The organism is bacterium (genome assembly GCA_024226335.1).
GTDB lineage: Bacteria > Myxococcota_A > UBA9160 > SZUA-336 > SZUA-336 > JAAELY01.
The window spans coordinates 1-19,865 of the sequence record JAAELY010000451.1; the positions used below are offsets into that span (position 1 = coordinate 1).

The window sequence follows — 19,865 nt, forward strand, 5'->3', positions numbered from 1 at the left end:
CCTCGAACTCCGCCGACTCGAACTGAATGCCATTGTGCATCAAGCGGGCGTATGGTCCAAAATGGCCTCGGGACTGCGAGAACCCGCTTTGCTTGCAATCGATCTCAGGAAGGAGTTCAGGTCATGGAACGCTATATGGTCATTTCGTCGGATTGCCACGCCGGGCTGAAGCCGGAAGATTACCGCGACTACGTGGACCCGAAGTACCGCGATGCTTTCGATGCCGCGCTTCCGATCCAGATCGAGATGACTCGAAAGGCGGCCAAGAAATTCCTGGTCGACGAGATCAACGAAGAATGGCGCAAGGGGCATGAGTCCGGCCTCGAAGGTGCCTGGAATCACGCGGACCGGATCAAAGTACTCGACGCCGATGGTTGTGCCGGTGAGATCGTCTTCCCGGACGGCATCACCGAGATGAACATGCCGCCTTTCGGTGCCGGACTCGCGCTCCCTACGGAAGGAATCTCACCCGAACTGCAATGGGCCGGTGCTCGCGCCCACAATCGCTGGATCGCCGAGTTCTGTTCCATCACTCCGGAACGCCACGCCGGACTCGCCATCGTTCCCATGCTCTGGGACGTCGACGACGCGGTCAAGGAAGTGCGTTGGGCCCGAGAGAACGGCTTGCGGGGCATCATGATCCCGACCCAATGGGGCAAGCTCGATTCGTACAGCCACGAAAAATACGACCCCGTCTGGCGGGTATGTGAAGAACTCGAGATGGTGCTCAACATCCATTCGGGCGCCGCTCCGATGGACGACTACGGCAACGGCTCCGGGATGATGGGCTCCTACATCAGCGAGGTCGCCTTCTTCGCTGCGCGCCCCATTACCTTCATGATCTGGGGCGGCGTTTTCGAACGCTTCCCGGGACTCAAGCTGATGGTGACCGAGGCCACTTCCGTATGGGTGCCAGAGTATCTCGCCCTGCTCGACTTCCGTTACGAAGACACACCCTATAGTGCGAAACTCGGTGACTACACCAGTCATCTTCCCTTGAAGCCAAGCGAGTACTTCCGCAGGAGCGTCTTCCTGGGCGCTTCGTGCATGCCGCGCAGGGAGGCCGTGCTGCGCCACGAGATCGGCGTAGAAAACCTGATCTGGGGCTCCGACTATCCGCACCCGGAAGGCACCTGGCCCGATACGAAGAAGCAGATGGTCGACACCTTCCACGATGTCCCCGAAGACGAACTCGCCCTGATGGTCGGCGGAAATGCGGCCAAGCTCTTCGGCTTCGACACAGATAAACTGGAAGCCATCGCCGCAGAAATTGGACCGCTAAAGAGCGACTTCGTCACCACGAGTTCGAAGCAGTAGTCTGTCTGCGAACGCCGGAAACTCCGAACCGATTGCGTACAACCCCTGAACCGAGAAGAACTAAATGCATCGAGCTACAGAAGCTGAATTGAAGCAGTACCACGACCTGGGTTTCTTCGTGCGGGAGAACGTCTTCTCCGCGGAAGAGATCGAAGGAATGCGAGCCGGCGCCGAGAACGCCCATGGTCAGATCCTGGAAGCGGCGAATCAACCCGATTCCGGTGCGATCGAGCAGGTGGACAACCAGAAGTACCAGTCCGTACTCGGATCGAGGATCAAGTGGGAGTGGAGTGACGATCTGCGCGCAGTGCGCTCCATGGAGCCGACCGGCCACCTCGATGCCCGCCTCGATGCCGTAATCGATGACCCGCGCCTGTACCAACCCGTCGCTTCGATCAACGGATGCGAAACCCTCAGTGTGTTCAGCGACAAGCTGAACGTGAAACGCCCCGGCGGCGCGCCATTCCCGTGGCATCAGGAAGGCCTGTACTGGGAAAACGGCGCCGAGGATCTGGGATCCGTCGTGAGCACGCTGACCTACCTCGACGATGCGACGAAAGAGAACGGTTGCCTCTGGGTCATCGCGGGCAGCCATAAGCACGGCAATCTGAAGGGTCTGGAGGATCGCGGCGTACTCGGAGCCCTGTACACCGATGTGGAACAGATCGAAGGCGAAGCCATTCCGACCGAGCTATCCGCCGGTAGCGTGCTCTACTTCCATCGCGACATCGTGCACGGCTCGCAGACCAATCGCACCACGTCCAGCCGCCGTGTATTCGTCATCGCGTATCAGGCGGGCGGCCTGCACGTCTGGAACACCGACATAAAGCGCGAAGTCCAGTTAGTGCGCTGAACCGTGCCCTTCGGGGTGGTCCGGCCGGGTCGTTGTCGCTCGCCCTCGGAACGATCTGAAGCCGGGCGGGCCGGTCAGGAGATCAGCCCCTCATCCCGACGCTTCGCTTTCGCGTACGCCTTGAACTCCGGACCGTCCCAGGCCCGATGTTCTCCTTGGCGATAGGCCTGCGCATTGCGCAAGTAACTCCAGGCGTTCACGCGATTCTCGGCCGAGTTGTCGCGCTGTTTGATGACCTTGCCGGGAACGCCCGCGACGATCGAGTTCGGGGGAATGATCGTTCCCTCCGTCACCACGGCCCCAGGTGCGACAATCGATCCGCGACCGATCACGGCGCGATCCATGATCACGGCGTTGATGCCGATCAGGCAATCGTCTTCAACAGTCGCACCGTGGACGGTGGCATGGTGAGTGATCGAGCAGAAGTCACCGATCGTGGTCGGATCATCGAAGCCGACGTGGATCATGGCGAAGTCCTGGATATTCGTATGACTACCGATCCGCACTTCCTGGGCTTCGGAGCGAATCACGCACTTGGGCCATAGCGAACAATCCGGGCCGATAACGATGCGACCGTAGAGTTCTGCGCTCGCAGCAATCCAGACCGACGAATCGATGTTCTGCATATCTTGATCTGCACTCACACGCCCAGACTGCGGTATCCTGATCGTCATGGCAACGTCTCCGAAACGGGTTCGCGAACTGGACCGCGCGCGAGCGCGCCCCGAGGAACTCTCACCGAAGACCCGGAGTTGAGTCGTGTGCGGACGCTACACTCTGTTCAGTGACAAAGAAGCCCTGGCCGAGCGCTTTCGCTTTCCGTCGACTGAACTCGCCGAGCTCACACCGCGTTACAACATCGCCCCGACCAGTCAGATCCTGACGGTTCGCGCGCAAGACGGCGAACGCCAGCCCACACTCATGCGCTGGGGTTTGATTCCGCACTGGGCCAAACCCGGACAGAAGCTACCGCTCATGATCAACGCGCGAGTCGAAAGCGTGGCGGACAAGCCCGCATATCGCACAGCGTTGAGAACACATCGTTGCCTGATCGTCGCAAACGGCTTCTACGAGTGGCAGCCAGCGATCGGCCCGGCCAGGCGCAAGCTTCCGCACTGGATCGGGCTCGCGAACCGCGAGGCGTTTTCCATGGCGGGGCTGTACTGCTCGCGTCGCGTCGAAGAAGAACTCCTGAACGAGCGCGAGTTGAGTTGCGCGATCGTGACCTGCCCTGCGAACGAAGCCGTTGCGCCGATTCACGAGCGCATGCCCGTGATTCTACATCCGGAGGCCGAGGCTTCCTGGCTCGACCCAGAACTCGACGGAAAGGCCGAAGAACTCTTGCGACTACTAAGGCCCGTACCCGCGGAGAGCTTGCTCACTCAAGCGGTGGGCTTCGGCGTCAACTCGGTCAAGAACGACGACCCGTCACTCCTGGAGCCGGGTGAAGATCCGCAACTCGGGTTCGATTGACGTTCTGAGATCCAGTCGGAACTTCAGTCGTCCCTCACCGCGAGCACGACCTTGCCAAAGTGCTCACTCGCCGAGACGACCTCGTGCGCGCGCTGCGCTTCGGCCAATTGCAGCACGCGATCGATCTCGGGTCCGATCTCGCCACTCACCAGCGCTTCGCCAGCCCGCTGCCAGAAACGACTCACGATCTGCGCCTTCTCCGCATCCGGACGGGCGCGCAAGGTGGACCCGATCACACTCAGACGGCGAACCAGGATCGGACCCAGGTTCACCTCGGCCTTGGCTCCCCCCATCAAGCCGATCAAGACCAGACGCCCCCCAATCGCCAGACACTTCAGATGCTGAGCCAGATAGGGCGCACCGATCGAATCGAAGACCACGTCCACACCCCGGCCGCCGGTCAACTCCAACACCCTGGGCGCGAATTCAGCTTCGCGATAGTTCAGCGCGTGGTCGGCGCCCAGATCGATGCAGCGCTTGCACTTGTCGTCACTCCCGGCCGTCACGATCGAAGTGACACCGGCGTGCTTCAAGAGCTGAATGGAACACGTTCCGATACCGCTGCCACCGCCGTGAACGAGCGCAGCCCCTCCGCGGGGAACCCCTGCGAGCTGAAACAGGTTCAGGTCGCAGGTGAGAAAGACCTCCGGTATTCCCGCGGCATCGATCAACGAGATCCGCTCGGGAATGGGCATGACCGACCCGGCATGAACGACCGCGCGCTCGGCGTAGCCACCACCGGACAGCAACGCCATCACGCGATCCCCGACAGCAAATCCCTCCACACCCTCCCCGACCTCGTCGACCGTCCCTGAACACTCCAGCCCCAGGATCTCTGAAGCCCCCGGAGGCGCCGGGTACATCCCGCGAGCCTGCAGCAAGTCCGCACGATTGACGGCCGTAGCCGCCACGCGAATGCCGATCTGGCCCTCTCCGACGCTGGGGGCCGGGATTTCGCCGAGCACCAGTTTGACGTCCTTGCCCTGCCCCTCAACCCGAATCGCTCTCACATCACCCTCGCTTCAATTTCTTGTGGTTCGAAGAATGGGTCCAGCTCCGCCAGGACACTGGAGTACAGGCGAGACGCCCGGAACGCACCCTGCAAGGTTGCCATAAATACTCGATTCGAGCCCTCTGGCACCAGACCCATTCTTCAGACCACAACCCAAGGGTTGGAGGGGCCGGTTTCTGCGTTCGGCGCGATCAGCGGCTATTCTGCCCAGCATGGCGTCATCTCGTGCGTCGACACTGCGGATCCAGTTTGCGGAAGGTGAGCGTCCGCATGTTTTCTGGATTTCTCGTTGGCAGCGCGGTCGCTCGCAAGCGCAGCGCTACAAGGTGTTGAGCAAGCGGCTGAAGGATGGGACTCTGGACGTGTGGGTGATCGAAGAGAGCATTTCGGGGGCTCGGCGCCGGTTGGCGCGCGAGACAGTCCCCGCGGATCTACCTGCGGGCTGGCTCACGCACTGGGTATCGGCGCTTGGTGAGTCACTCGGCACGAGCTTCTCGAAATTCGATCTGAGTCGCATCCAGGACAGGGAAGAGTGGCGTCGAGTGGCCCGCGACCTCGGCTGGACGCGTGGTGATTCAAGCGAGGACACGGCTTGAGTACACACTCGATCTGTCTGCTGGGCAGGGACTATCCCGATCTGGGGCCGCTGGCGCTCTCCAGCCTGCCGGTGGGAGGTGCGATCGCGCTGAGCCGGGGCGCTCTGCCAAAGGCCTATGCGCACGTGGATCCAAACGAGGATGGCGCCCTGCTCGCTCACACTGCGCACGGCTCGCTGCTCGCGGTCGCAGACGGTTACAACGGGGTATTCGCTTCTGAAGTCGCGCTGGCCTGCGCGCGGGAGAATGCGAGCAGGCTGGTTTCTGCCAGCGAGCGGGTTTTCTGCGACGCGGTCGGCGAGGTGGTCAGCGAAGTGAACGAGCGCCTGAAGCGCAGCGGCCGCACGCGCACCTGCCTGATCCTGGTGTCCGTGCGGGCCCAGCACGTCAACGTGGCTTGTTTTGGCGATTCCAGCGTCTTTCGCAGCTCCCTTTCCGACCCCGTGACCTTCAGCAATGACCTGGTTCTAGGCTCGCGTGCGTTCGAGCGCGGTATGCCGACCGACCGGTGGTTCGGTCACTTCAAGCGAGATCCCGGAGAAGTCGTCGCGGCCGTCAGCGATGGGGTCACGAATTTCATCTCCGACCCGTCGATGATCCGGGAAATCCTGCAAGCCGCTCCGGACGACCCGAGCGCGGCACGCGCGATCGCTCTGGCAGCGATGGCCGGCGGCGCCGGTGACAACATCGCGGTCGCGACGCTCGCGAATCCGGACCACGGGTAGGAACTCGCCCGGTCCAATAGCCGGCATCTGGAGTCCCAGAACCGGGACGTCCCGTATTCGGGACGGTTCGCGTCCATCAGCTGCGCGCAACACGCCGATTTCTCCCGCATCTGCGACGCTTGCTCGGAGTAGTTGCGCGCACTCAATGAGGTAGTCGAGCGGCGTCCCGCAAGCATGCACTCTGCGGCGGGCGGCAGCTGGGTCTCGAATTCGAGATTTTCGGCGATCCAGCAGCCAGAATGCAGATTGCGCGCAACTCTGCGCGGTTCGGCCCCAGAACTCAGCACTCCGCACTCGAGGAATCGCATCCTGAAGAAACGGGCACGGCTCTTGAAGTGTCTTGGCTCGTGCACACTAGCTCGAGATCTGAGACGCCGACCGTTCTATTCGTCGATGACGAAGTGAACATCCTCAAGTCCCTTTCCCGCTTGTTTCGCAATGAGCCGGTGCGGGTCGTGAGTGCGACCAACGCCCGGGAAGCGCTGGCGATTCTGGAACGCGAGTCGATCCAGGTGGTCGTGAGCGATCAGCGCTTGCCCGGAATGCCGGGCGTGGCGTTCTTGTCGGAAGTTCGCGAACGCTACCCCGATACCCTCCGGATTCTTTTGACGGGTTTCAGCGAAATCGACGTGGCCGTCGACGCGATCAATCGCTGCGAGGTCTTCCGGCTGCTGACCAAGCCCTGGGACGACGACGAGCTTCGAGCAACCGTGCGCCAGGCGTTGGATTCCCAGTACATGCGCGCAGAGATCAAGCGCCTCAACGAGATCACGCGCGAACAGAATCGAACTCTGGAGCTGAAGGTCGAGAGGCGCACGCGCGAGGTACAGGAAAAGAACCTGGAACTGCGCAAGGCGTATGTGAGCACCGTACGAGCTCTGGCAGAGGCCGTTGACGCCATCGATAACTACACGCGCGGCCACTCGGAACGCGTCGGCGTGTACGGCTCGCGCATCGCCCAGGAACTCGGTTGCCAGAACACCGAGATCGAGCGGATCTACCTGGGCGGCCTGCTGCACGATATCGGCAAGATCGGCATTCCTGATTCCATCATCTGCAAACCGGACAAGCTGACCGAAACGGAGCGAGAGATCATGCGCGACCATCCACTGATTGGAGCGCGCATCCTCGAGCCGGTCGGCTTCCTGTCCGACGTCGTTCCGTGCGTACGCCACCACCACGAATGGTACGACGGCTCGAAACGCGGCTACCCGGATCGTCTGTCCGGACAAGAGATCCCCTTTGCGAGCCGCATCATCCTGGTGGCCGACACGATCGAAGCCATGACGTCGGATCGTCCCTACCGGAGAGCGCTTCCGCTCGAAACCGTGATCGACGAGATCCAGCGCTTCACCGGCACGCAGTTTGACCCAACGGTTGCAGCGGCAGTCTTGACACTGATCGAACGCGAAGAAGAGAGATTCCTCGAACATGCTTCCAAGTTCGACATCGAGAGCCTCATGAGCGTGAGCGAGAACTCATGATCGAAGAAAAGCAAGATTTTGATCTGGATGAAGAAAGCGGCGCTCCGGGTTGTTTCGAGGATGCGCGAGCCATGGAGTCGCTGCGTCGCAGCGTGCTCGAAGGCATGGGTCCGCGCTACGCCCAGGGAGTGCTCTACGGGATCGGCTTCAATCAGGGCCTGCTGGACGGCCTGCGCGTCGCGCGGGATTTCGATTGCCCCGATGAAGCTGCGCCATTGCTCACCGGCAGCCCGCTCGCCGTGATCTTCTCTCCGGTTGCGCAGCAACATCACGAGCACTTCGGTGGCGCGCTGACCGATTCGACCGAAGCCGAACTGCACCTCGATACCTATCCGCGCTCCGAAACTCCCGTCTGCTGGATGAGCTCAGGTTACGCCGCAGGCTGGTACACGTCGCTATTGGGCCAGCCGTACCTGGTGAAGGAACTCAACTGCATCGCCTGTGGTTCCGAGTCCTGCGAGTTTGAAGCCCGTACGGTGAGCGGCTGGATGGAGATCAGCGATCCCTGGATCAACGAGCTACTGCCCTATCTGGACTTCGATCGCATGCAAGACAACGCGATGGAGAAGCTGGATCAGATGGAAGGGATGTTCGTTGAGGGCGATATGATGGGAGGCTTCGACCCGATGTCGCCCGCCGTGCACGTCTGGGGCGATGTGATGGTCTTGCCGTACTCTGGCCGGCTCGACTCCGAGGCCGCACTCGATGCGATCCTGGAGGATCTCGGTCCCGGACGCTTGCAGGTCGTCGTCGTCGACGTCACCGGAGCCGAAATCGACTCCGTCGAAGCTTCCGGACTCCTGCAACTGGTCGACACACTGACCTCACTCGGCCTGGAAACAGTACTCGTGGGCCTGAGCGCGCAAGCGGCCCAGGAATACCTGCAACCCTCGAGTTGCATTGCCCTGCCGCTGCTCGCAGACGATGTCACCGACGGCATTTCACTGGCCTTCCAGATTTCCCAGCCCGCGGGAACTTCTTCCTAGCAGGCTATGCGGAATCCACCGTGCATCGAACCTTGACGCCGGACTCCCGGAATAGCTCGAGCGACACGTCGCCCAGGGGAAACTCGGAGTCGTAGACCACTTCTGCGATCCCCCCATTGATGATCATCTTGGTGCACATCAGGCAGGGGCAGAACGTCGTGTAGATCGTCGCCCCGCCCACCGAGACGCCGTGGTAGGCCGCCTGGGTGATCGCGTTCTCCTCCGCGTGGCTGCACAGGCATTCGTCGAGGCGGGTACCGGCCTCTGCAGCACCGGCACAGCGCGGGCAGCCCCCCTCGTTGCAGTTGCGGATACCGCGAGGCGTTCCGTTGTAACCCGTGGAGATGATGCGCCGGTCGACGACCAGAATCGAACCCACTTTTCGCTTGATGCAGTTCGAGCGCGAACTCACGACACGAGAGATGTTCATGAAGTACTCGTCCCAGGAGGGACGTTCCTGAAAAAACAGCTTCCCTTGCAGAAGTTCTCCGATCGTCGTTTCGAGATCCGCGAGACTGCCATCGTTGGCCAGTATCTCGTCGGCCAGTTCGCGCACCGCGAGCAATTGCTGCGCGGCCGGATTCTCGCTGGCCAGTTCGCGTTCCTGCTGCTCCTGGAACTCTTCGAAATTCTGCGCATCACCTGCGCGCCCGCGCTGCTTCGCGCGTTCGAAACGCACTTCAGGGCTCACGTCGACCCATAGCAGGAGAAAGTCCCCGGACGCCCGGAAAGCCTGGACCTCGGCCGGGTGGCGCAGCGAATCGATCACGTGATTGCGATCTGCGGGCAGCTTGCGCCCGACGCGTTCGGCCAGCACTCCGACACCGTACTGCCCGCGCAGTTCTCGACCCCGTTTGATCATGTTCTCGCGCGTCGGCTCCAGGCCGTCGGATCGCAGGTCTGCTCGGATCGCGTCCGAGAGCGAAGCGGGATAGAACCCCCTGCGCTCCAGCAACTCCACGACTTGCGTCTTTCCCGAAGCATTGAGCCCGGCAACACCAATTCGCATTCTCTGCCCCCCCGTTCCGCCCGGTGTGAAACTCGTGACGGCGATGCCCGAACGATCCATCCGATGCCAGAGTCGGCGATGTCCGAACGATCCACCCGACGCCAGAGTAACACTCTCAACGGGAATTGGACTTCTGAGAACCGCGCTCCAAGGCCCCAGAAACGAGCCCTGAGCACCTGGCCATCGCGCGAGTTCTCCATCGGGCTGCTAGACTCCGCGCCCGTGACTCGCCGCGAAGAAAAGCCCTGGGGACACGAGGACATCTGGGCCGAGACGGACCGCTACGTCGGCAAGATCCTGGCCATCAAGGCCGGCCATCGCCTGTCCCTGCAGTACCACGAGATCAAGGATGAGACGATCCTCGTCGTGAAAGGCGAACTCCGTCTCACGCTCGAGAACGACGCCGGTGAGCTGGAAATCTGCAGCCTGAAACCGGGCGAGCGCCGACATGTGATACCCGGCCGCCGCCACCGCTTTGAAGCCGTCGAGGATTGCGAACTGATCGAGGTCTCCAGCCCCGAACTCGACGACGTCGTCCGCCTGGAAGACGACTACGGGCGCCGGCCGGAATAGACCCCGCTCCCGATCTGGACGAGCCGGATCTGCCAGGCTCTTTCTCGCACCGAAATGATGCCTTTCGCTTGCCTGCGCGTAGACCGGCAGTTCAAAGTTTTCTCGAACTGATCTGGCCGAAGCTTGCTCACGCACGAAACGGCAGCGCGCGTGATCGCTGCGCGCAGTTGCGCGCGGGAAGTCCCGCCGAGCCCGCGTTTTTGTTGACCTGTCACAAAACGGCAACTCCTACCACATAACAAGTGGATACAGTTCTCGTCAATTTTCTTGAAAAAGGATGTTGACGAGGTCTACGCATCCATCTTGTAATGCAATCAGGTTGGACCGCAGCTTCGGCTGCAGCAGTTGACTTTGGGGCGCTCGCTGATGCGAGCAATGCAGTTGTTCATGGGGAAGTGGAATGTACAGGTTGCCTCCTGCGACCACCCGTCCATCTTTATCTCCGCGCTACCGAGAAGTTAAGCCGTCTTCGATGCTGGGCACGAGCCTGGCCGCTGTACTGATTTTCCTCTCGGGCGTATTCAACGTCGAGGCGATTGCCGGACGTGCATTCTTCGTGCGTTCCGAGATCGCCGCCTCGCATAGCAGCGAAGCCGTCCCCTCCTCCACATCCAGTCCAACGAGTGACGCCGCACGAGTCGACGAGTCCCGGGGCGTGTGCACACCACCCGCGCCGCCGCGCCAGTCCGCGCACCTCGAGCGCCGTCGCAGTATTCGAAAGCGCCGACCGACCACGCTGAGCGTTGCGGATCCGCACTCCCATGAACCGAGGTTCGCGCAAGCGAGCGCGCCCAGGCCGATCCGGCTACCCGTCGTAAACATCGCTGGAAATATCGCCGCATCGACCGCTTCAAAACCGCCAGTCGTAGTGCATGCACCCGCCGTTGCTGCGGTGCCCGTCCCTGCGCCGGTACCGGCGGTAACGGCTGCGCCTGCTCCGATAGCAGACGAAACCGCGCAGGTGCTGCCCGTTCCCGTGGCCGTTGCCCATTCCACCATCGAACGCATCGAGATTGGCGAGCCGATCGATGCACAGGCCGAATCGATCGCAACCGGACCGACCTTCTCGATGTGGGAGTTCGATCGAGCCCGCGTCGACGCCGACCAGAACGCTCCGCAGACATGGACGCCTCACCGCCTCGACACTGCGCCCGAGCCGGCGCTCGCACCCGGACCCATCGAAGTCGCGGATGTGCGAAACGCGAAACCCGCGCACTCGACTCGCAGAAGCGCTCCGGGTCCCGAGGCGATTCCTGCGCCGATGCAGCGGATGCGAGCCGCGGAAAGAACTCCGGTTGCTGCGCCGCTGGTGCAGAGCATCCCCGCCGCCTGGACCGAGCACTACGGCTACCCGATCACTGGTTTCACGGCCCGCTATATCCGCGACCACGGAAATGCGCCCGCACTTGGCGACGTACTCCAGATCGAAGTTGAACTGGGCGGAACGGCCAGTGGCTACGTAGCCCCCGACGAGGGCGATGCGAACGTGCGTTTTTCGCTGGCGAAGCTGCCGACCGATCGACCGCGCATCTTCTATCCCGGCGCACTGCGGGCGGTCAACGCGCAGATCGCTGCGGAGTTCAATCGGCGCGGCCTGATGGGCGTGTTCGTTTCGCCAGATCCGCACGATATCGACCCTGTCGACGTTCGTGACCTTCGCGACGGAGAGCGCTCGGAACTGGCTCTGGTCGTCGAACTGGCTCGCGTTCAGGAGCTTCGCACGGTCGGTGCTGGGGACCGAGTGGATCCCGACGATCGCGTCAACCACGAACTCCACGCGCGACTGCGTCGCCAGTCGCCAGTCAAGCCCGCCTCGAGCCAGGGCGGAAGCGATCTGGTGCGCTCGGATCTTCTCGACGACTATTTGTTTCGGGTCAATCGCCACCCGGGCCGGCGCGTGGACCTCTCGCTCGCGGGCTCGGATCAGGGCGGCGTCACCATCGACTACCTGGTAACCGAATCGAAGCCGTGGACCAGCTTCATGCAGTACTCCAATACAGGGAACTCTTCGACCGGTGGCTGGCGCCAGCACTTCGGCCTGGTGCACAACCAGCTAACGAATAACGACGACACGTTCTCCCTCAACTACGTAACGACGGGTTTCGCTGGTCTGCAATCCGTATCGACCGGATACGAGGCGCCCTGGGGCGACTCGCAGCGCCTGCGCTGGAGCATCGACGGTCAATTCGGCAGCTTCGAAGCAGAAGACGTGGGTTTTGCCGGTGCAGATTTCAGCTCGAAGACACGTTCGGCGGGTGCGAATCTGCACTACAACATCTTCCAGCACCGCGAACTCTTCGTGGACCTGACCGGTGGCCTGCACTGGCAGAGCGTGCAGACCGAACACGAGCTGATCGGTCAGAAGGGCGCCGGTACATTCTGGATGCCCCGTCTGGGTCTCGCGATCGAGCGTCACACACCTTACTCCAGATTCGACGCGTCTCTGGGTTTCGAAAAGGGCATCGGTACAAACGGATTGGATGAGATCGGACAGCTTGGCCGCACTTTCCCCGACACGGACTGGCTCATGGCAAAATGGGATAGTCGCTTCTCGTTCTACCTGGAGCCGGTTCTCGCGAGCTTGCTCTGGTCGGGCGTGCCGCGCGGTTCAACGCAGGCACACGAGATCGAGCTCGGCTTCCGAGGACAGCAGACCTTTGGCAGCCGTCTGGTACCTCAGGCCCAGATGGTCGCCGGCGGAATGAACTCCGTGCGCGGCTATCCAGAAGGCGCGGCCGCGGGTGACTCGGTCGCCATCGGCCAGTTCCAGTACAACCTCAACCTTCCGAGCCTGTTTTCTTCGCGCCGCAAGTCCATGCACGTTCCCCTGCTGGGTGACTTCAGTTTTGCACCGAAGCAGACCAAGGGCCGCCCCGACTGGGACCTGACCCTGCACGCGTTCGTGGACGCCGCGCGGGTCGTGCAGAACGACCGTCTCAGCTTCGAGTCCGATCGCGTCCTGGCGAGCGCGGGAATCGGAGCCGAGATCGGCTTGAAGAGCTACCTGAGCCTGCGCCTCGACTACGGCCGCGCTCTGCTTCCCGCAGAGGGCCTGACCGACGAAGGCGACTCGCGCATCAATGCCGCCATTACACTGAGGTACTGAGTCTTGCAGAACCGCTACAGCATCGATCAAACACTCGGGCACGTCCAGGACGTGTTGCGCCGTGCCCTGGTCGTTCTGCTGTGCGTTCTGCTCCCGACCGTCGGCCTGCCCTCTTCGGCCCTGGCCGAGAGTACGGTCGAAGTAATCGATGTTCCCGTCGGTGACGTGAGCTTTGGAGATACGCCCGGGTGCACGAATTGTGCGATCCACCAGTCGTCCCAGGACGCAATCGTGCATCTGGGCAATCTCCAGCTCGACGCCGCAGATACTCTGCGCATCCATCAGCCGAACGCGCAGGCGCGCATGCTCGCGCGCATCAGCGGTGGAAACCCGAGCGTGATCGATGGCACGGTGCACGCGGATGCGACCTTGATCCTGGTCAATCCCGCCGGTGTGATGTTCGGAGTCGATTCGGTCGTGAATGCCGGGGAGCTCTTCGCGGCGGCTGGAAGCATGTCGAACGCCGACTTCCTTGCGGGCGACGCGCGTTTCACAGAACTCAGCGGCGGCGTGGTCAACCACGGGCGCATCAACGCCGACGCCGTCTCGTTGATCGGAAACTACGTCGCGAACCACGGCGAGATATTCGTGGAGACGGGCGCAATCGCCATGGTTGCCGGGGGCGAAGCCTATATCGGCAAGGTCGGCGGGCACCTCTTGATTCGTCTTTCCGGAAACGCCGACGCGCTCGGGCGGAATGCAGCCGTCGAAAACTCCGGAATCCTCGATGCCGGTGCATCCGGACAGGTAAGCCTGTCTGCGGGAGACGTACTGGGCGCGATCGCCGTGCGCCACACGGGCAGCACGCGCGCCGGTGAGATCTCGCTGGACGCCGGAAGCGAAGGCGTAGTTGGCGTTTCGGGCACTCTGGACGCTTCGAACCTCGAAGCCGGTGGAACCGGTGGCTCGGTGGACGTCTTCGGTCGCCACGTCGGAGTGTTCGGCGCAACGATCGACGCTTCGGGCGATGCTGGTGGCGGACGCATCCGCGTCGGTGGAGACTTCCACGGCGAGGGCGAGGTTCCAATGGCCTTCGAGACAGTTGTCGACGCCGAGACCCGAATGAGCGCCGACGCGATCTCGCAGGGCGACGGCGGTCAGGTGGTCGTCTGGTCTGACGGCGCGACCGGCTTCTACGGCGACATCAACGCGCGCGGAGGGCTGGGTGCGGGTGACGGCGGATTCGTCGAAGTCTCCGGCAAGGACACGCTGCGCTTCCACGGCCACGTCGATACGCAGGCCAGCAACGGAGAGCGCGGAAGCCTGTTGCTCGATCCGACCAATGTGAACATTCGCGACTGGACCGTCCCCAAGGACGGTAGCGACGTCGACAACGATGCATACAGCTTTGCAGGCGGCGTGTTCGGCGAAACCCGCGCGCCCGAGGGAACCATCTGGGCGCACCAGTTCGGACCCGTGGAACTGTTCTACTCCGAACTCGAAGGACTTTCCGCCTCGACCGATATCCACATCGAAGCAACCAACAACATCACCCTCGAAGACCTCGCCGACGATCAGTTGAGCCTGGCGACGACCGGCTCCGTCACATTCATGGCCGATGCGGACATGGACGGCTCGGGTACGTTCAGCATGGGTTCCAGTGACACGATCCGCGCCGAAGGCGCAGACCTGTCGATCTCGGCGGCGCAGATCGTCGTGGGATCCCTCGACACAAGCGGTGCTGCGGGAGATCAGTCGGGCAAGATCTCCCTGCTGGCCAGCGACGACCTGACCGTGCTGGGAACACTGACTAGCGGAGGCGGTGACGTCTCGCTCGTGGCCGACAGCGACACCAATCAACTGGGCGATGTGATCCTGTCGGGCGATGTGTTCACGGCCGGTGGCGACTTCAATAGTTCGGGGATCGGCTTCTCGCAAGGAGCCCGTATCCTGGACGCCCGGTCGGCTGCTGGAAACGGTTCGGTAAACCTCGAACACGAAGTGTTACAGGTCACCGGCACGGTCTACGGAGAGGATGTGACCCTGACGGGCATCGGTTCCAACGCGACAATTCGCGTGGGCGGTGCGCTGAAAGCAATCGACGAGCTGCGCATCAACAATACCGACCAGCTCGAGATCGCTGCAAACGCTCAACTAATGGCCGGCGGCGAACTCCTTGCGCGCGACACGATCGGCTCGGTGGCCCTCGAGGGCACGGGCGCACATACTCTGGCCGCCGGTGGCGATTTGCATCTGGCCGACGTGACCTCCACCTCGGGCGGACCCCTGCAACTCGCAGCGGGCGGCAGTGCAGAACTGGGCGCGGTCGAGATCGGCGGCGACCTGATGGTACTCGTCGACTCCGACGGTGATTCCAGCGAGACGTTGAGCATCGGCGAAGTCCAGGCGGCTTCGGTGCACCTGCGCGGCGGTAGCGGCGCCACAAACGACGACCGCATCGCGATCGGCCAGAACATCGACGCCGACTCCGGATCGATCCGAATCGAGAATTTCGAAAGCGTCGAACTCGCAGGGGGCGTCGACCTGACCGCCTCCGAACTGGTGGACCTGCGCTTCAGTGTGGGAGAATTCGAACTGACCGGTGATCACGGACAGACCAATCGCATCATCGGTCAGACCGGTGTGCACATCGACACCGAGGTGCGAGGCAGTGATCGTCCGGATCTCACTCTGGCGACCGGCGGACTCGGGGACATCTTCGTCGGAGGGCTTCAGGGTGTGGGTCGCCTGATGCTCGGGCACGCAGCGGACGCCAGCGTCGAAGGCGAACTCGAAGCCACGACCGTCCGCCTGGACAACCTCACGGAGAGCGCCCGGTTCCTGAACCGCGTGGCGATCGAGCAACTCGAGACCGGTTTTGGCGACTACGCAGTCGAGTTCACAGGCGGCGGTGTGATCGCCGGCGACACGAGTTTCTTCAACACCGGAGGTGTAGTTCTGGGTGATGACGCCGCTGACTCCATCGAGTTCAGCGGCGGACTCGACACCAGCGCAGGCCACACCCGTGGATATGGCGCGGTTTCGACTCGTAACGAACAGATCGATATGGATACATTGTCACTCGACGGCGACCTTTCCCTGGACTCCGGCGCCGCAGACCTGCGCGTGCACGGTGCGATCGACGGCGCTTCAATGCTCGGCGTGCGCACGAGCGAGAACGCACTCTTCAGTGGCGCCATCGGCGCAAACACGGCGCTCTCGGGCCTGGTGGCCGACGCGGCATCCACCCGGATCGACGGCGGAAGCGTGAACACCAGTGGAACGCAGACCTTCACCGGCGACCTGATACTCGGAACCGATACGTCCCTGCAGGCCGGGTCGGGCGACGTCGTGATCCTGGGCGATGTGGATTCCGCATCGCCGACCACCCCGAGCGCCTTGCACGTCGAAGCCGGTGGTAACGTCACCAGCGATGGCGTTCTCGGCGGAGTCGCGCAGCTCTCGAGCGTCGTGCTCGAGGCGGCCGATCACCTGAGCACGCGCGGTGCGCGGACGAGCGGACTGCAGAGTTACAATGCGGGTGGCGAGATTCGCACGGCGGGCGAATTCGCAAGCGACACGGGAGAGATCGCCTTCCATTCCCCGGTCGTGCTACTCGACGATACGACGGTTCGAGCGCACACGTCGGTTGACTTCGATTCGACGATCGATGCCGCTGCGGGAAGTGACGCAGAACTCGACATCGCGTTGAGCGCGGCCGGAGCGCTGGCGCGTCTGAACGGTGACGTCGGCGCGAGCCGAAGACCCGGCGCGTTGCGCATCGCCGCCGACGAAATCGAACTGGGCGGTGAGCAGATCTCGACCGTCCGCGAAATCGCACTCAATGCCGCGGGTCGGAACCTTGCCTCGACGACCGCCACCATCTGGCACGACGAAGGCTCACTTCGGCTCGAGTCCCAGAACGTGACGCTGGGCAAACGAGAAAAGCTCTCGGTCGGCGGAGATCTCGAGATTCGCGCCACCGATACCGCCTTTCTGTCCGATCTGACCGCCGCAGGTGCCCTCAGTGTGACGGCCGCGAAGATCGTCCTCCAGGTCAGAGAGTCGGGTCCGGTCCTGCTGGCCGATGGAAGCATCGTGGCCGATAACGGGAGCGACTTCATCGCGAACTCGATCGACTTCTCGAGTGTGCCGACGCTGTCTTCCGCTGGCCAGGTGGTCTTCGCGACACCGAGCGGGGGCGAAGTCAGCTCGACCCTCGACGGCTTCATGAATACCGCACTCGACCCGACCGGGCCGCGAACCCTGCGTGCCGCAGATCTGCGCAGATCGGGCCGGACACTCGACGGTGTTGCGACCGGACCCGAGCGCACAAATCCGGCCAAGAGTTTCCAGGGCCTGGCGCCCTTGCCCGCCGCTGGTTTCGAAGCACCCGATGCCGAGGACGCCGCGAGCCTGACGGTCGGCGAATTGATGCAGTATCTGCGCGGCGGGCGCGGACTGGCTGAGGACGCCGTTCCCGGAGCCGCGCAGTCGCCCTGGCGCGGCATGCCGACCGCCATCGCGGAATTCGCCCGACAGCTCTACGGAGCCCTCTTCCGAAACGGCGACTCCGAACCGCTGCGGACCGCGCTGGCCAACGCGGTCACGAAGCACCTGCAAGCCGGCGGAGGCTGGCCACTACACGGAGCCGAGTTGCGCGCCTTCGTGCTCAGCGCGCGCCGGGATCCCCGCACTGCCGAGATCCTGGACCACTTGAGCACCCTGCTCGAAGCCGTGCGCCGCCTGGGCCTGACCCAGGTCGAGTTCGAGCTGATGCGCGCCGAGTTGCTCGAACCCATCACCCCCGAGGGAATGCGCTCCGAAGAGCTGGCCGCCGCACTCTGATGCGCGGGCCCTGAACGAGCCTCGGAACCCGAACCAGAAATAGCAAGGGCCGACGGTGTGAACCGCCGACCCTTGCCTCGACCCCTGTGGGGAGGTCTATCGAACTGAAAACCCGTTTACGGGGTGAGCGCCGGCGAGTCACCGGTGTTGTTGGGCAGAGGCGTGATGCTCGTGGTGAGCAGGCTGCCCCAACCCGAAGCCTCGCCACCGGTCCTGCCCTCGATCTTGTCGGTACCATCCGGATGGAAGTAGCCGAGTGCGTCCTCGATCTCAATCTGTTCCTGCTTCTGCTGGACGAGCCAGCCGAGGATACCGACTGTGCGTGCATCGTCATTGATGCCGAATTGCCCGTCGTGATTGGCATCTGCCGGATCGACCGACTGCGGGATGATCTGGAGATTACCCGTCGGGCTGCCGAGGTTGTTGCGCAGGAAGCGCGAGTCGATGTCTTCGAGCTTCAACATCGCGAAGCAATCAAAGAACAACGACGTATTGAAGAACTCTTCGTCGTCGTTGTAGAAGTACATGACTGCTTCTGCATTCGGCGTCGCGGAGGAACTCAGGCGTCCGTCCAGAACGAAAGTAATCAGCGTCGCGCTGAGCTTCTCGGCACCACCAACAAGACCGGTGGTCGTGACAGGAGCGTGGAAACTGGCCGAGAGCGCTTCCGGGAACTGCGCGAGTTCGGAACCGTCGAACTCCCAGGCCGAGTTCGTATTGGCCGTGGCCGGGTCGGGCGACTGGAACGGAACCGCACCAACCTCGAAAGCCGAACCGTCGGTGAAGTTGAACACAACCGACTTACCCTCGAGGACGTTTGAGAAGACCGGCGGACGGGGGTTGGAACCCGAGGATGCCTCCAGGCTCAGCCAGAGGATGCCCTTGGAACCGGCGTAGGGCTGGTTGTGAGGCGACGACGGCGCCGGAAGCGTTGTCGTTCCGGGCTGGCTGCACTCTGTCGTGAGTCGGCTGCCATTCACACCATTGGACTGGAAGAAGAACTGCGTGGTCTCGAACGGCGTCATGTAGCAGGAGAACGACTGGCCGCGCCAGCTATCGTCCGGGTCGCCGCTGATGACCTCGCCGTGCACAGCCACGCCGGTGGCGCTCGTGTTGGTCACGAGAGCCGAGGTTGCGATGTCATCGCTGACACCGGTGACATAAAGGATGGCCAGGGCCGCTCCGACCTTGTTCTGGTCGAGGACGGTCTGGGCGGAAGCCGGGGCCGCGATCAGCATCGCGAGAGCGCCGGCGAACATCGAAAGTAGATACCGCTTCATTTCATTTCCCCTTCAAAGGCCCGGTGCAACCGGGGCATCTCCACTTGAAATCATTGTCGAGCCGGAACTCACGGTGCTCCGCCAAACGCCTTGCTACTGCTTGATCCGCTAGCCCATGTTCCATGCCGTGCCATGAGCCGTACTGGGTGTATTCACCCACGCAAAGGACTTGCAAAAAACCCGCATCCTATGTGAAGCGAGACTAACACAAGCTGGCAAGTAAAGTGTGTTTCTGTCGCGATCTAATTGAATAAATCCGGCAACCCGGCAGCAGCTTACAGGCAAAACCTGGCGAAGGGCTGTGGAAAAACCCACAGCGAAAATCGACGAACACGCTGGATGACGTGAGGCTCGGAGCCGGGAACCAAGCACCCTGCCTGGCACTTAGAACGCGAGTTGCACATCCCTCGAAAGCCGAAAAACGGGCCTCGAAATGGCTGCCGGTTGTGCATTCTCGAAGTGCCTCTCGGGGCAAGAAAACCTGTTTCTCGAGCCAGGAGAATCGCTTCTGGAGAAGAAAAGTTTCCTGGAACCCCCCGGGGGGGGGGGGGGGGGGGGGTACCTGAAAAGGACAAGAGGCGCTGGGTCACCGCTGGACGCCCCCCCCTCCCCACTTATCCCCCCCCACGCGCGCGCACCCCCGCAACCTCCTCCCCTCCTCCC

Annotated in this window: 14 protein-coding genes; 10 read left to right on the forward strand and 4 right to left on the reverse strand. The window is 62.6% G+C overall.

Annotation, left to right across the window (positions count from 1 at the left end):
- Nucleotides 1-51: 51 nt before the first annotated feature.
- Nucleotides 52-1,317 carry an amidohydrolase gene (locus tag GY725_21505; GenBank protein MCP4006765.1) on the forward strand — a complete coding sequence of 422 codons (1,266 nt, stop codon included), beginning with the start codon at nucleotides 52-54 and terminating at the stop codon, nucleotides 1,315-1,317.
- A 64-nt stretch (nucleotides 1,318-1,381) separates the two neighbouring features.
- Nucleotides 1,382-2,170, forward strand: a complete 789-nt coding sequence (locus GY725_21510; protein MCP4006766.1) for a phytanoyl-CoA dioxygenase family protein — start codon at nucleotides 1,382-1,384, stop codon at nucleotides 2,168-2,170.
- Between the two features lie 74 nt (nucleotides 2,171-2,244).
- Here GY725_21510 and GY725_21515 read toward each other — a convergent pair whose 3' ends face one another.
- Nucleotides 2,245-2,844, reverse strand: a complete 600-nt coding sequence (locus GY725_21515; protein MCP4006767.1) for a gamma carbonic anhydrase family protein — start codon at nucleotides 2,842-2,844, stop codon at nucleotides 2,245-2,247.
- An 85-nt stretch (nucleotides 2,845-2,929) separates the two neighbouring features.
- On the opposite strand from GY725_21515, the gene GY725_21520 reads away from it, so the two are divergent.
- The gene (locus GY725_21520) at nucleotides 2,930-3,643 is read left to right on the forward strand and encodes an SOS response-associated peptidase (GenBank protein ID MCP4006768.1); all 714 of its coding nucleotides are present in this window, start codon (nucleotides 2,930-2,932) and stop codon (nucleotides 3,641-3,643) included.
- 23 nt (nucleotides 3,644-3,666) lie between these two features.
- On the opposite strand, the gene GY725_21525 is transcribed toward GY725_21520, so the two are convergent.
- On the reverse strand, nucleotides 3,667-4,653 hold the full coding sequence (locus GY725_21525; protein MCP4006769.1) for an NAD(P)H-quinone oxidoreductase: 987 nt from the start codon (nucleotides 4,651-4,653) through the stop codon (nucleotides 3,667-3,669).
- Between the two features lie 214 nt (nucleotides 4,654-4,867).
- Here GY725_21525 and GY725_21530 point away from each other — a divergent pair, with 214 nt between their 5' ends.
- The 4 genes from GY725_21530 (at nucleotide 4,868) to GY725_21545 (ending at nucleotide 8,446) form a co-directional block, all read left to right on the forward strand.
- Nucleotides 4,868-5,251 (forward strand): hypothetical protein, encoded by a 384-nt coding sequence (locus tag GY725_21530; protein ID MCP4006770.1) that lies wholly within the window; start codon nucleotides 4,868-4,870, stop codon nucleotides 5,249-5,251.
- Nucleotides 5,248-5,976, forward strand: a complete 729-nt coding sequence (locus GY725_21535; protein MCP4006771.1) for a hypothetical protein — start codon at nucleotides 5,248-5,250, stop codon at nucleotides 5,974-5,976. The genes GY725_21530 and GY725_21535 overlap by 4 nt, the downstream gene beginning before the upstream one ends.
- Before the next feature lie 401 nt (nucleotides 5,977-6,377).
- Nucleotides 6,378-7,460: an HD domain-containing protein gene (locus GY725_21540; GenBank protein MCP4006772.1), complete on the forward strand. Its 1,083-nt coding sequence runs from the start codon at nucleotides 6,378-6,380 to the stop codon at nucleotides 7,458-7,460.
- On the forward strand, nucleotides 7,457-8,446 hold the full coding sequence (locus GY725_21545) for a hypothetical protein (protein MCP4006773.1): 990 nt from the start codon (nucleotides 7,457-7,459) through the stop codon (nucleotides 8,444-8,446). The genes GY725_21540 and GY725_21545 overlap by 4 nt, the downstream gene beginning before the upstream one ends.
- Nucleotides 8,447-8,450: 4 nt before the next feature.
- Here GY725_21545 and GY725_21550 read toward each other — a convergent pair whose 3' ends face one another.
- Nucleotides 8,451-9,455, reverse strand: a complete 1,005-nt coding sequence (locus GY725_21550) for an AAA family ATPase (GenBank protein MCP4006774.1) — start codon at nucleotides 9,453-9,455, stop codon at nucleotides 8,451-8,453.
- Between the two features lie 78 nt (nucleotides 9,456-9,533).
- Between GY725_21550 and GY725_21555 the strand changes: the two genes are divergently transcribed.
- The 3 genes from GY725_21555 to GY725_21565 all read left to right on the forward strand — a co-directional run bounded on the left by GY725_21555 (nucleotide 9,534) and on the right by GY725_21565 (nucleotide 17,922).
- Nucleotides 9,534-10,028, forward strand: coding sequence for a hypothetical protein (locus GY725_21555; protein MCP4006775.1), 495 nt, complete (start codon nucleotides 9,534-9,536; stop codon nucleotides 10,026-10,028).
- Between the two features lie 472 nt (nucleotides 10,029-10,500).
- Nucleotides 10,501-13,134 (forward strand): hypothetical protein, encoded by a 2,634-nt coding sequence (locus GY725_21560; GenBank protein ID MCP4006776.1) that lies wholly within the window; start codon nucleotides 10,501-10,503, stop codon nucleotides 13,132-13,134.
- Between the two features lie 3 nt (nucleotides 13,135-13,137).
- The gene (locus GY725_21565) at nucleotides 13,138-17,922 is read left to right on the forward strand and encodes a filamentous hemagglutinin N-terminal domain-containing protein (GenBank protein ID MCP4006777.1); all 4,785 of its coding nucleotides are present in this window, start codon (nucleotides 13,138-13,140) and stop codon (nucleotides 17,920-17,922) included.
- A 116-nt stretch (nucleotides 17,923-18,038) separates the two neighbouring features.
- On the opposite strand, the gene GY725_21570 is transcribed toward GY725_21565, so the two are convergent.
- Nucleotides 18,039-19,202 carry a hypothetical protein gene (locus GY725_21570; protein ID MCP4006778.1) on the reverse strand — a complete coding sequence of 388 codons (1,164 nt, stop codon included), beginning with the start codon at nucleotides 19,200-19,202 and terminating at the stop codon, nucleotides 18,039-18,041.
- Nucleotides 19,203-19,865 lie beyond the last annotated feature (663 nt).

What these genes read in the sequence shown, in the direction of transcription:
- GY725_21515 (MCP4006767.1), bottom strand. Translation starts at nt 2,844, where the DNA reads ATGACGATCAGGATACCGCAGTCTGGGCGTGTGAGTGCAGATCAAGAT.
- GY725_21505 (MCP4006765.1), top strand. Translation starts at nt 52, where the DNA reads ATGGTCCAAAATGGCCTCGGGACTGCGAGAACCCGCTTTGCTTGCAAT.
- GY725_21560 (MCP4006776.1), top strand. Translation starts at nt 10,501, where the DNA reads ATGCTGGGCACGAGCCTGGCCGCTGTACTGATTTTCCTCTCGGGCGTA.
- GY725_21550 (MCP4006774.1), bottom strand. Translation starts at nt 9,455, where the DNA reads ATGCGAATTGGTGTTGCCGGGCTCAATGCTTCGGGAAAGACGCAAGTC.
- GY725_21545 (MCP4006773.1), top strand. Translation starts at nt 7,457, where the DNA reads ATGATCGAAGAAAAGCAAGATTTTGATCTGGATGAAGAAAGCGGCGCT.
- GY725_21530 (MCP4006770.1), top strand. Translation starts at nt 4,868, where the DNA reads ATGGCGTCATCTCGTGCGTCGACACTGCGGATCCAGTTTGCGGAAGGT.
- GY725_21555 (MCP4006775.1), top strand. Translation starts at nt 9,534, where the DNA reads ATGTCCGAACGATCCACCCGACGCCAGAGTAACACTCTCAACGGGAAT.
- GY725_21570 (MCP4006778.1), bottom strand. Translation starts at nt 19,202, where the DNA reads ATGAAGCGGTATCTACTTTCGATGTTCGCCGGCGCTCTCGCGATGCTG.
- GY725_21510 (MCP4006766.1), top strand. Translation starts at nt 1,382, where the DNA reads ATGCATCGAGCTACAGAAGCTGAATTGAAGCAGTACCACGACCTGGGT.